We start from the raw sequence: 12,591 nt of genomic DNA on the forward strand, positions 1-12,591 counted from the left end.
ATGCCGGGAAAGGAAGGCGGCACGGGGCGTCTGCCCGTCGGAAAAAACGCGGTTCTCGCCTTGTCAATGCGGTATTGATTCTGATATTTCTCGCAGGGGTTGGGCTTCTTGTGTATCCGACATTTTCGGACTGGTGGAATGATCTTCACCAGTCGAGAGCGATCGCGGGGTATGTCGAGAAGGTTTCGGACATGTCGGACGAGAAGAATCGTGCGATGTGGGAGGCAGCGCAGGCGTACAACAAAAAGCTTCTTGCAAAATCAGGAGATCGCTTTGCGCTCACCTACGAGGAGAAGGAAGCGTACAACAAAGTCCTCGATGTCACAGGAACGGGCATCATGGGATACGTGAACATCCCGAAGATTGCCGTTTCGCTGCCGATTTATCACGGCACGGACCCGGCGGTTCTCGAGATCGCCGTGGGGCATATAGAGGGCTCGTCCTTGCCGGTAGGTGGTAAAGGAACGCACTGTGTGATCTCCGGACACCGTGGACTTCCATCAGCAAAACTCTTTACGGACATTGATCAGCTGAAGGAGGGAGATACGTTTCAGATTCAGGTGCTGAACCGTACACTCACCTACGAGGTGGATCAGATTCGGATTGTACTGCCCGATCAGCTGGAAGACCTTACGATTGACCCGGACAAAGATTACTGTACGCTCGTAACCTGTACACCCTACGGTGTCAATACGCACCGTCTTCTGGTCCGGGGACACCGGATTAAGGAGGAGCAGACGGATTTTGTGGTTAGCGCGGACGCAGTTCTGATTGAACCTCGGTATGTGATACCGTTTATCGCGCTGCCAATGCTGCTGCTGATCGCGCTTTGGATTCTTTTCTTTTCCGGTCGCAGTCGCCGCGCTGGGAATAAGGAAGATCGTGGCAGATGAGCGGAATGGATCGTGTGCAGCAGACGGTGGCAGACAAATGCAGCAGAAAACAAGGTGTGGCAGAACGCGCCAGGCAGGAAGGATACAGGGGCGGCGTCAGGAGTGCAGAATGATTGATATGAATGGATCTCACAACAAAAAAATGCGTGTGGCATTGCTTCTGCCAGCGTTTTTAACAGTGCTTCTGATGTGCGTATTGACACCGGCCAAACGGGCTTTTGCGTACACGGACGTGGACCAGAGCAGGAGCGGGACGCTCAGTGTTTCCATGGAAGGCGGGGCGGGCTTTACCTTCCGCATCTATCAGATCGGAACCTTCGGAAAGGGCGGGGCTGTTTTCGAGCCGACGGAGGAGCTGAAAAAGCTGAACGCGGATCTCGGGGACTCCGATCGAATTGATCTTGGATCCGGCAAATGGGACGCGTATGCAGCAACGCTTGTGAATTACACACATGCACCATACCTGACAGAAGCTGCTGAGGCAGCAGTGACAGACGGAAACGGGATTGCAAAGTTTCAGGATCTGAAACTGGGTGTTTACATGGTGCTCGGAGAGAGCCACGTCGTCGACGGGAAGAAATATACATTTTCTCCGAATCTGATTTCTGTACCGACATCGAAGGACGGGATCGACTGGAATTATGATGTGACGGCAGAGGCGAAGTATGATGCTGTCACACTGCCTCCCGCTCCGCAGAAGCACAAATACACGGTGACGAAGTACTGGCAGAATGATGACGGCACGGGGAGGCCGGCGAGTATAGACGTGACGGTATCCCGCAGAGATCTGCAAAGCAGCGGATCCTTCGGAGACTGGCACACCGACAAGACGTACACGCTGTCGGCGGAAAACAACTGGTCGGAGACCTGGGTGGGGGCGGACAACGCTGAATATCAGGTGGCGGAGAGCGGGACCGTGAAGAATGAGGACGGCTCGCAATATGTTGTTTCGATCCGCACAAGCTCAAAAACAGATGCGGACGGGACCGAATCCACATGGTTTTCGTTGACAAACCGCAAGACAACGGTCACCCCGCCGGACGAGAACCGGGAAAAGCCTTCGGGAGGCAAGGGAAGTACGCCTGGGTCGTTGCATGGTGGATCAAGTGTGCTTCGGGAAGTGAAAACGGGTGACGATTCACGGCTGAATCTGTGGCTTGTCCTCCTGATCGCATCCGGCGCGGTTCTGGTCCTGAGGGGAGCTGTCGGACTGCGGAGAAAATGATTGACATTCATCTGGGGGACCCTGAGTTTGACAAAGAGAAGGACACAGGAAGTCATCTGCTTTCTGTTCATATCGGCAGGCATCATCCTGATCATCGGTGGAATGTATGTTCTTCGTGAGAGAAGACGATATGATCAGAAGATGGCAGAGAAGCAGGCCGTGGTGCTGTCGGATCTCCGGCAGGCGATTCCGGAGTATTCAATTCTGAAAGATGAAAAATCAGGCGACACAGAGCAGGATGACGGGCTGGGGACAGGAGAGGCGGCGCGGGCTTTCTCGGCGCTACCGGAGAGTGGAACGGACTTTGCGGTGATTTCCGTAGACGGTGTGGACTGCACCGGGATCCTGCAGATTCCCGCACTGAATCTAGAGGTTGCTGTCGCTGCGCGTTATATCTCTCCTGAATATATGGCTTATATTGCAAATGGAATTACGGAAAACGGAAGTTTTTCCATCGCAAGTGAAAACCGGGACAGTCTGCTCGGGCGCATCATGGATCTCAGCGACCAGAACGACGTTTTTTTCATCGATGCCCGCGGCAGTCGTTTCGCCTACAAGGTCAGTGCAGTCTATACTGCAAAAGAAATTCCGGATGGTACAGGCCCTGATCAGCAGAAGCCAGTGCTCAATCTATGCTGTCCGCTGGGGAAGCAGTGGTTCGTGGCGGAGTGCATAGCCGGAAGTGAAAGTAAAGAAGGCCAATCCTGAAAAGGAATCGGCCTTTTTTCGTATGAAAAAACAGAGAAAAAGCAGGCAGGTATGGTATCATGGACAGGACGCAGGCAAGAGATACTTGTCCGGAATGGGAGGTTATCGGGTATGCTTCTGGAAGAAGAGCGCTTAGAACTTGTAGTCTATGGAAAGAGAATGCTGGCCGACAGGCTGGTGACGCTGACAAGCGGCAACATCAGCATCTATGATCCGGAAACGGGATACATGGCGGTCACACCGTCCGGGATTCCGTATGATGAGACAACGCCGCAGGACATCGTGATCATGACACTGGATGGGAAGATTGTTGATGGGAGCCGGAAGCCTTCAAGCGAACACCGGCTGCATGCAGCTGTGTACAAGGCAAGACCACATGCCCGCGCGGTTGTCCATACGCATTCGATGTTTGCGACAACGCTCGGCATCGCAGGAGAAGAAGTGAAGGCCGTTCATTTCCTTCTGCCGGATCTGATGGGGAGGGGATCTGTGCCGCTCGTTCCTTATGTGACCTACGGAACGGAAGTCCTTGCAGAGCGAGTGAGAGAGGCGATGAAGGATTCTCCTGCGTGCCTGCTCCAGAACCACGGGATGGTGGCGTCGGGAACATCGCTTGCGGATGCGTATGCCAGGGCATCGGCAGTCGAGACAACCGCCGAGATGCAGTGGAGAGCAGAATGCATCGGGAAGATGAGAATACTGACCGGGCAGGAGGTGGAGGAAACCTTCGAATCCTTCCGGACCAGCTACGGACAAAAAGCTTGATGCAAAACGAACAGTTCAAAGAAGGCTGCAGTCGGCAGACTGCAGCCCTTTTATAATGGACGGGTGAAATCGCGGCGGCCTCTGTCAGAAACAGGCTCAGCTGCCGAGCTTCTTGTAGATATCGTGGATGAGCTTCTCGGATTCTTCCCACCCCAGGCAGGCGTCTGTGATGGACTGACCGTATACGTGGCCGGGGCCGCCGAGGTTGTCCTGTCTTCCTGAGACGAGGTAGCTTTCGATCATCAGGCCCTTCACCAGCTTCTTCAGCTCCGGATTGTAGGAACGACTGTGCATGATCTCGGACGCGATGCGGATCTGCTCGAAGCACTGCTTGTTCGAGTTGGAGTGGTTGCAGTCGACGATGACTGCCGGATTCTTCAGATCCTTCTTGCCGTACAGCTCGTTGATCCGGACCAGATCCTCATAGTGGTAGTTCGGCACGCAGACACCGTTGTGGTTCACGGCACCGCGGAGAACCACGTGGGCCAGGTCATTTCCATCGGTCGTGACATCCCACCCTCTGTAAATGAAGTTGTGTCCACTCTGGGCGGCGACGATGGAATTGAACATGACGGACAGGTCGCCGGAGGTCGGGTTCTTCATGCCAGCCGGGACATCCATGCCGGAGACGGTCATCCGGTGCTGCTGGTCCTCGACGGAGCGCGCGCCGACCGCGACATAGCCGAGCAGGTCGTCGAGGTAGCGGAAGTTTTCGGGGTAAAGCATCTCATCGGCTGCCGTGAAGCCGGTCTCCTCGATGGAGCGCATGTGCAGCTCGCGGATGGCGATGATGCCCGCGAGTAGGTCGGGCTTCTTGGTCGGGTCCGGCTGATGGAGCAGTCCCTTGTAGCCCTTCCCGGTTGTGCGCGGCTTGTTCGTGTAGATGCGTGGAATGATCAGGATGCGGTCGGAAACCTGCTCCTGCACCTTCTTCAGGCGGCAGATATAGTCCATGACGGCGTCCTCGTTATCCGCGCTGCAGGGGCCGATGATCAGGATGAAGCGGTCGTCCTTCCCGGTGAAGATGTCGCGGATCTCCTTGTCGCGCTGCTCCTTTGCGGCGCGAACCTTACCCGAGAGCGGGTAGCGCTGCTTGATCTCGGACGGGATCGGAAGCTTCTTTTCAAAATGCATGGACATAGCGGTTGTTTCCTCCTGATTGACTTGAGAATTCGGACAGAATCCGGATCTGTTTTCCTTGTCTGGCAGGCCCTTTCAGAGCCTTTTCATGAAAAAGCCTGGTATGAAGAGTGGGCTTTCGTTCAGGCGCCGGGGTCTTCGATCAGATGACCGGAGTCGGCGGCGCTGGTCGCGAGCTGGTCGCAGCGCTCATTCTGCGGATGACCGTTGTGGCCGCGGATCCATTTCCAGGTAATCTGGTGAGGGGCTGCAGCCTGAAGAAGCCGTTTCCACAGATCAACATTCTTGACGGGCTCTGTCTTGGTGCGCATCCAGTTCTTTTTGATCCAGCCCTCGATCCAGCGCTGGGTGAAGGCATTGATCAGGTACTGCGAGTCGGACCAGAGCTCTACCTCGCAGGGCATCTTCAGCGCCTCGAGCGCGGCGATTGCACCCATCAGCTCCATCCGGTTGTTGGTGGTCCTGACGTAGCCCTGACTCAGCTCCCGCGTGTGGAGCGTGCCGGAGGCGTCCGTAACCTCCAGGATGGCACCGTAGCCACCCGGCCCGGCCGGATTCTTGCGGGCGGAGCCGTCCGTGTAGATTGTTACATGTGTCATTAAGTATCCCTTCTTCCCATCAGCCAGACGGTGACATGCCACAGCCTGATTCCCGCCGGCCCGATGCCTGCCTGCCGGAGGCCCTCTGTATCGATGTCCGCCCGGCTGATATCTTGTCAGACCGATGCCAGCCTGCCGGATGCCCACACGCCTGATGTGTGCCGGCCCGATGCCTGCCGGGCAGATGGTCTGCCGGATCAATCAGTCTGTGAGGAGATCTGTATCCAGCATGAAATCGGATTTGTCCGGTCGGCCGGCTGTGTACAGGGTGATGCCCATTGTCCGGCAGATGGCAGAGACGTCGCGAATGAGCGCCTCTGAGCCGGATACGCAGAAGACGACATCCATCCCGTAGAGCGCCTCGCGGCTGTAGGACTGCTTCAGCAAAGAGAGGCGTCCTCCACCTGCCATCGCCTGCAGCTCTTCGGAGGCTTCCTCACACAGCACGCTTAGATGTCTCGTACAGGCTGCCAGAAACCTTGCGTATCGCTCAGCCTCCGGGGCGCCCCCGATGACGCAGACATGCTTGTCGCTCAGGTTAATCAGAACCGGAAGCAGGCGGCAGGGGGCCTGAGATTTCTTTTCCTTATCTCTGTCCATACGACGATCATCCCCCCTTCTTCTGCAAAATCCTGCAGAAATGTCCTTACACTAATGTTCTGAGCTGTTCTGAAGCTGTGTCCCGGATGCACCCGGCACCAGAGCAGCCGATTAGCCCCTATTTTACATAGGAAGCGGAAAAAAAGCGAGACCTTTCTGCGGCTTGATTTTTAAGGTGTTCATTTGTATACTAAACCTTATGCAATTCCCGGGAATTCTGGCGGATTCCCGCGGAAAATGGGCCAGTAGATGCCTGCTCCGGGCGTTCTTTCAGGGGGCAGGCGGGAAAGGATATTCTGATGGGTGTATATGAGGAACTTCAGGCCCGCGGACTGCTCGCGCAGCTCACGGATGCGGACCGGATCAGAGACATGATCAATGCCGGCAAGGCGACGTTCTACATCGGGTTCGACCCGACTGCGGACAGCCTGCATGTCGGGCATTTTATGGCGCTGTGCCTGATGAAGAGACTGCAGATGGCGGGGAACAAACCGATCGCCCTGCTTGGAGGCGGAACCGGTATGGTCGGCGATCCGTCCGGAAGGACCGATTCCAGGCCGATGATGACGCCGGAGGTCATCCAGCACAACTGCGACTGCTTCCAGAAGCAGATGTCGCGGTTCATCGAGTTCGGAGAGGGAAAGGCCAGAATTGTCAACAACGCAGACTGGCTGCTGGATCTGAACTATGTGAACTTGCTGCGTGAGGTCGGAACCTGCTTCTCGGTCAACGAGATGCTGCGCGCGGAGTGTTACAAGCAGAGATGGGAGAAGGGACTGACCTTCTTCGAGTTCAACTACATGATCATGCAGGCGTACGACTTCTACCAGCTGTACCAGCGGTTCGGCTGCCAGATGGAGTTCGGCGGCGATGACCAGTGGTCGAACATGCTGGCCGGCCGCGAGCTGATCCGCCGTAAGCTGGGAAGGGATGACTCCGAGGCGATGACCATCACGCTTCTGACGAATTCGGAAGGCAAGAAGATGGGCAAGACGGCGAAGGGTGCGGTCTGGCTCGATCCGGACAAGACCTCCCCGTATGACTTCTACCAGTACTGGAGGAATGTCGGGGATGCCGATGTCATCAAGTGCATGAAGCTCCTCACCTTCATTCCGCTTGAACAGATCGATGAGTATGCGAAGAAGGAAGGACAGGAGCTGAACGCGGTCAAGGAAGTCCTTGCTTATGAGCTGACGAAGATGGTTCACGGCGAGGAGGAGGCAAAGCATGCCCAGGAGGGCGCACGGAAGCTGTTTGCCGCAGGCGGAGCGGATACGGAGCATCTGGAGGCCGTGAAGCTTGACCCGGCATCTTTCCGGGATTCGAAGATTGACCTGATCGGCGCGCTGGTGGCGGCGAAGCTTGTCACGAACCGCTCGGAGGGAAGAAGAGCCATCGAGCAGGGCGGTGTGATGGTGGACGAGGAGAAGGTCACCGACGTCCATGCCGTGCTGGATGACGAGAAGCTGAAGAAGGACGGCATTGTGCTCAGACGCGGCAAGAAGAAGTTCGCGAAGGTCGCCCTGTAAGAAGAGGACAGAGGCCTGACAGGCAAGAGTTTTGATCAGACCGGCATGACAGACAGGGCAGTGCAACCGGAAGCCCAGCCGAGAGCCTGACAGGCGGGCGCTGATGAGCAGGCTGCATGAGAGATGACAGATATGGAAAGGTCGTAACAGATTATGGAAAAGTATGGCGTGAATGATTTGCGCAGGATGTACCTGAAGTTCTTCGAGAGCAAGGGACACCTGATCCTGCCGAGTTTTTCGCTTGTGCCGCACAATGACAACAGCCTTCTGCTGATCAACGCAGGAATGGCACCTCTGAAGCCGTATTTCACCGGCGCGGAGATCCCGCCAAGACGCAGGGTGACAACCTGCCAGAAGTGCATCCGTACCGGCGATATCGAGAACGTCGGCAAGACGGCCAGACACGGTACCTTCTTTGAGATGCTCGGGAATTTCTCATTTGGCGACTACTTCAAGAGGGAGGCACTCCACTGGTCGTGGGAGTTTCTGACCGAGGTGGTCGGCCTCGATCCGGACAGGCTTTATCCGTCTGTCTACCTCGACGATGACGAGGCGTTCCAGATCTGGCATGACGAGATCGGGATCCCGGAGAGCCGTATCTCCAAGTTCGGCAAGGAGGACAATTTCTGGGAGCATGGAGCAGGCCCGTGCGGTCCGTGCTCGGAGATCTACTATGACCGCGGGCCGAAGTACGGCTTCGAGGGATGCGGGACAAAGGATACCTGCAAGCCGGGCTGCGACTGCGATCGCTTCATGGAGATCTGGAACGATGTCTTCACCCAGTTCGAAAATGACGGTGAGGGACATTACACGACGCTGAAGCAGAAGAACATCGATACCGGCATGGGGCTGGAGCGTCTGGCGGTTGTCTGCCAGGAAGTGGATTCGATGTTTGATGTCGATACGCTTGTCGCGCTGCGCGATCATGTCTGCTCGATGGCAGGTGTAAAGTATCATGAGGTCGAGAAGCAGGATGTCTCCATCCGCCGCATTGTCGATCACATTCGCTCGGCGACGTTCATGATTTCAGACGGCATCATGCCGTCCAATGAAGGGCGCGGCTATGTGCTGCGCAGACTGACGAGAGGGGCGGCGCGCCACGGCAGACTGCTCGGCATCGATCATGCATTTCTGGCAGATCTGTCCGGAACCGTCATCGAGACCTCGAAGAGCGGCTATCCGGAGCTGGAGGAGAAGAAGGAATTCATCTTCAACGTGCTGCAGCAGGAGGAGGACAACTTTGACCGCACCATCGATCAGGGCCTGTCCATTCTGAACGGTCTGCAGGAGGACCTCCAGAAGGAAGGAAAGAAGGAACTGGACGGCAAGGAAGCGTTCACGCTGTACGATACCTACGGCTTCCCGCTTGATCTGACGAAGGAGATCCTGGAGGAGAAGGGCTGCACCGTTGACCAGAAGGCGTTCGATGCCTGCATGCAGGAGCAGAGGGAGCGTGCGAGAAATGCACGTGCCAAGACGAATTACATGGGCGAGGACGCAACGGTCTATGACCAGATTCCGGTCGAGATTACATCTGTCTTTGATGGCTACGATCACCTTGAGGATACCTCGAAGATCTCCGTCATCGCGGGCGAGAGCGAGCTGACGGAGGCGCTGACGGACGGGGACAAGGGAACGATTGTTGTCGACCGGACACCGTTCTACGGGACGATGGGCGGCCAGTGCGGCGATATCGGAACGATCACGGGACCGGACGGCGAATTCAAGGTTGAGGATACCATCCATCTGCGCGGCGGCAGGATCGGCCATGTCGGGCATGTGACGCGCGGCATGCTGAAGACCGGAGACGAGGTGACGCTGAAGGTAGATGGGGCGGCCAGAAGGGCGACGGCGCGCAGTCATTCGGCGACGCATCTGCTCCAGAAGGCGCTGAAGCTGGAGCTCGGTGCGCACATCGAGCAGAAGGGCTCCTACGTCGATCCGCACAGACTGAGATTTGACTTCTCTCATTTCCAGCCGATGACGAAGGAGCAGCTGCAGCAGGTCGAGGACCGTGTCAATCTGGAGATTGAGGCGGCGCTCCCGGTCCGCACGGATGTCATGTCCCTGAGCGAGGCTAAGAAGACCGGCGCGATGGCGCTGTTCGGCGAGAAATACGGCGAGAAGGTCCGCGTTGTCTCGATGGGCGATTTCTCGAAGGAGCTGTGCGGCGGCACGCATGTGAAGAACACGGCGGACATCCGGCTGTTCAAGATCCTATCGGAATCCGGTGTTGCGGCTGGCGTCCGCAGAATCGAGGCGCTGACAGGCGATAACGTCATCTCCTATTACAGAGAGAAGGAGGCGGAGGTCGCTGAGGCGGCGGAGCTTCTGAAGACGACACCGGCGGATGTCCTTGACAAGATTGCGGCGCTCCAGAAGGAGCTGAAGGAGGCGCATTCCGAGATCGAATCGCTGAAGAGCGAGGCGGCAAAGAACGCGCTGGGCGATGTGTCCGATCAGGTGCAGGAGATCGGCGGCGTGAAGTTCGTCGCAACCCGTGTTGAGAATGTCGATGCAGATGGCCTGCGAGAGCTGGGCGATTCCCTGAAGGCAAAGGTCGGAGAGGGTGTTGTTGTCCTGGCTTCCGTCACGGACGGCAAGGTGCAGCTGATGGCGACCGCGACCGACGGCGCGGTGAAGAAGGGTGCCCATGCGGGGAACCTGATCCGCGCGATCGCGAAGACGGTCGGAGGCGGCGGTGGCGGAAGGCCGTCCATGGCCATGGCCGGCGGCAAGAACCCGGCAGGCGTTGACGAGGCGCTGAAGCTGGCGGCGGAGACCCTGAAGAATCAGCTCGGAGCCTGAGCAGTCCGCTCCGGACGTGCGACTGCCGCCTGTTTTTCAAAAAATGACAGGTCAGCAGCCGGAGCAGTGGTTTGAGAGCGCGTCCGGCCAGTGATCTGAAGGCGGTCCACCAAAGTGATCTGTGAAAGCGGTCTGCAGAAGTGGTCTGCAGGACGACCGGAAAAGGCGGCCGGCCAGTCAGGTGCCGTGAAAAAGGGATTGACGTCTTCGAAACTGAGGTGCTATAATGCATGAAGTGCAGAATTTCACCTACAGTTGGAATGCACAATTTACAACTGGAGGGAGGTAGGGTTGAGGAATGTCTAACATAATCGTTCGCGAGAATGAGTCTCTGGACAGCGCGCTTCGCCGTTTCAAGAGAAGCTGTGCAAAGGCGGGTATTCAGCAGGAGATTCGCAAGAGAGAGCATTATGAGAAGCCGTCCGTCAGACGCAAGAAGAAGTCTGAGGCAGCACGCAAGCGCAAGTACAACTAATTCGGTAAACAGTCAGGCCCCCGGCTTATGCAGCCGGGGGTTTTGTCGTATAGACGCAGCGCTTCCGCGCTGCGTGGTGGAGCATGATGCATCCCAATGCTGCGCATGGGCAATGTGTGCAGCGGAAGCCCAGCGCGGGGGCATGTAGTTGCCTGAAGCCTGAAGCTGCCTGAAATGGGCTGAAGTTGCCTGATCCTGGTTTCTGCCCTATACTAAAGGCATTCTACAGGTGCCTGAAGACAGAAGGGGGATGCAGCGGTGAAAAGGCTTCTGAAAACGATTTTTGGCAGACTGACGGTTGTGCTGGCTGCGATTTTTCTTCAAGTCTGGCTGTTTGTCTACATTATCTTTGAACTGGGAGCAGAGTACAGATACGTCGATCTCGGGATCAAGCTGCTCGCAGTGATTTTTGTATTCTGGATTCTGAACAATTGGATGAATCCTGCCTACAAGCTTCTGTGGTCCATCCTGATTCTGGCGGTTCCCGTTGTAGGCGTTGTACTGTACTACATCATGGGACAGTCCCGCGTGACCAGGCAGGTCCGCAGACGCTATGAAAGCGCAGTCGAACTCTGCAAACCGCTGATGCAGCAGAAGGAAGCGGTGGCGGTGAGTCTCCGGAAGGCGGACGAGGACGCGTACCGGCAGAGCAGCTATCTCAGCGGAGACAGCGGCTTTCCGGCCTATCACAACACGAAGACGGTCTTCTTTCCGACGGGTGAGGAGATGTACGCGCGGATGAAGGAGGAGCTTGAGAAGGCAAAGCACTTTATCTTCATCGAGTACTTCATCGTCGCAGAAGGCGAGATGTGGGACGGCGTTCTGGAGATTCTGGAAAAGAAGGTTCGGGAGGGCGTGGATGTCCGCCTCATATACGACGACATCGGTTCGATCGGCACCCTTCCGATGGGCTACTTCAAAAAAATGCGCGCCCTTGGGATCAAGTGTGTCGTGTTCAACCGGTTTGTCCCGGCGGCGTCGATCTTCCTGAATAACCGCGATCACCGGAAGATTCTTGTGATCGATGGGCATACAGCCTTCACGGGCGGGATCAACTTCGCGGACGAATACATCAACCGGATCGTCCGGTTCGGATACTGGAAAGACAACGGCATCATGCTGCACGGCGAAGGTGCATTTTCATTCACTGTGATGTTCCTTCAGATGTGGAGCGTCATCACAAAATCCGACCGGGAGCTGAAGGATCTGGCGCGGTTTGCGGGCGGCCGGGACAGTCTGATGGAGAAGCGGGCACCGTTCAGCTCCAGGTTGTACCACAAGGAGCAGTTTGAGGACGATGGCTATGTGCAGCCGTACTGTGATACGCCGCTCGACAATGAGACGGTCGGTGAGAATGTTTACCTGAACATTGTCTCGCAGGCACACGACTATGTCTGGATCTACACGCCGTACCTGATTATTGACAATGAAATGATGACGGCGCTGACGCTTGCGGCGAAGTCGGGTGTCGATGTGCGGATCGTGACGCCCGGGATTCCGGACAAGCGGATTGCCTATCTTCTGACGCGTTCCTGCTACAGGCAGCTGATTGAGTCCGGAGTCCGCATCTATGAATACACGCCGGGCTTCATCCATGCCAAGACTGTCGTGTCGGATGACAAGATCGCGACGGTCGGCAGCGTCAATTTTGACTACAGGTCGCTGTATCTGCACTTTGAGTGCGGCGTCTGGATGTACGGGACGTCCGCCGTCATGCAGATCAAGAAGGACTGCGAGGAGACCTTCAGCAAGTGCAGGAAGATCACGGATGACTGGCTGAAACATCAGAACATTCTGGTGAGGATGATGGCGGCGGTCATCAAGCCGCTGGCGCCGCTGCTGTAAGCCT

The 12,591-nt window shown here is 56.5% G+C and carries 11 protein-coding genes; 8 read left to right on the top strand and 3 right to left on the bottom strand.

The features are described 5' to 3' along the window. The first annotated feature begins 74 nt into the window (after window positions 1–74). The 4 genes from FYJ35_RS10700 (at window position 75) to FYJ35_RS10715 (ending at window position 3,591) form a co-directional block, all read left to right on the top strand. Entirely contained in the window at window positions 75–893 is an 819-nt protein-coding gene (locus FYJ35_RS10700) for a class C sortase (RefSeq protein WP_235906551.1), read from the top strand. Window positions 894–1,002: 109 nt separating this feature from the next. Beyond that, window positions 1,003–2,118: a sortase B protein-sorting domain-containing protein gene (locus tag FYJ35_RS10705; RefSeq protein ID WP_205839811.1), complete on the top strand. Its 1,116-nt coding sequence runs from the start codon at window positions 1,003–1,005 to the stop codon at window positions 2,116–2,118. Window positions 2,119–2,145: 27 nt separating this feature from the next. Continuing rightward, window positions 2,146–2,826, top strand: a complete 681-nt coding sequence (locus tag FYJ35_RS10710; RefSeq protein WP_154526385.1) for a sortase family protein — start codon at window positions 2,146–2,148, stop codon at window positions 2,824–2,826. A gap of 111 nt (window positions 2,827–2,937) precedes the next feature. Next, window positions 2,938–3,591, top strand: a complete 654-nt coding sequence (locus FYJ35_RS10715) for a class II aldolase/adducin family protein (RefSeq protein WP_154526387.1) — start codon at window positions 2,938–2,940, stop codon at window positions 3,589–3,591. 96 nt (window positions 3,592–3,687) lie between these two features. On the opposite strand, the gene FYJ35_RS10720 is transcribed toward FYJ35_RS10715, so the two are convergent. The 3 genes from FYJ35_RS10720 to FYJ35_RS10730 all read right to left on the bottom strand — a co-directional run bounded on the left by FYJ35_RS10720 (window position 3,688) and on the right by FYJ35_RS10730 (window position 5,930). Further along, a complete protein-coding gene (locus tag FYJ35_RS10720) occupies window positions 3,688–4,800 on the bottom strand; it encodes a 3-deoxy-7-phosphoheptulonate synthase (RefSeq protein ID WP_268892550.1) in 1,113 nt (370 codons plus the stop codon). Between the two features lie 53 nt (window positions 4,801–4,853). Further along, entirely contained in the window at window positions 4,854–5,330 is a 477-nt protein-coding gene (gene rnhA / locus FYJ35_RS10725) for a ribonuclease HI (protein ID WP_154526391.1), read from the bottom strand. Between the two features lie 201 nt (window positions 5,331–5,531). Beyond that, a complete protein-coding gene (locus FYJ35_RS10730; RefSeq protein ID WP_154526393.1) occupies window positions 5,532–5,930 on the bottom strand; it encodes a precorrin-2 dehydrogenase/sirohydrochlorin ferrochelatase family protein in 399 nt (132 codons plus the stop codon). A 299-nt stretch (window positions 5,931–6,229) separates the two neighbouring features. On the opposite strand from FYJ35_RS10730, the gene tyrS reads away from it, so the two are divergent. From tyrS to cls, 4 genes are all read left to right on the top strand, one after another. After that, the gene (gene tyrS, locus FYJ35_RS10735) at window positions 6,230–7,459 is read left to right on the top strand and encodes a tyrosine--tRNA ligase (protein WP_154526395.1); all 1,230 of its coding nucleotides are present in this window, start codon (window positions 6,230–6,232) and stop codon (window positions 7,457–7,459) included. A gap of 153 nt (window positions 7,460–7,612) precedes the next feature. After that, window positions 7,613–10,267, top strand: coding sequence for an alanine--tRNA ligase (gene alaS / locus FYJ35_RS10740; protein ID WP_154526397.1), 2,655 nt, complete (start codon window positions 7,613–7,615; stop codon window positions 10,265–10,267). A gap of 298 nt (window positions 10,268–10,565) precedes the next feature. Further along, entirely contained in the window at window positions 10,566–10,742 is a 177-nt protein-coding gene (gene rpsU, locus FYJ35_RS10745; RefSeq protein ID WP_154526399.1) for a 30S ribosomal protein S21, read from the top strand. A 258-nt stretch (window positions 10,743–11,000) separates the two neighbouring features. Beyond that, the gene (gene cls, locus FYJ35_RS10750; RefSeq protein ID WP_277067090.1) at window positions 11,001–12,587 is read left to right on the top strand and encodes a cardiolipin synthase; all 1,587 of its coding nucleotides are present in this window, start codon (window positions 11,001–11,003) and stop codon (window positions 12,585–12,587) included. Window positions 12,588–12,591 lie beyond the last annotated feature (4 nt).

Origin of the sequence: Porcincola intestinalis (genome assembly GCF_009696445.1) — a bacterium.
GTDB lineage: Bacteria > Bacillota > Clostridia > Lachnospirales > Lachnospiraceae > Porcincola > Porcincola intestinalis.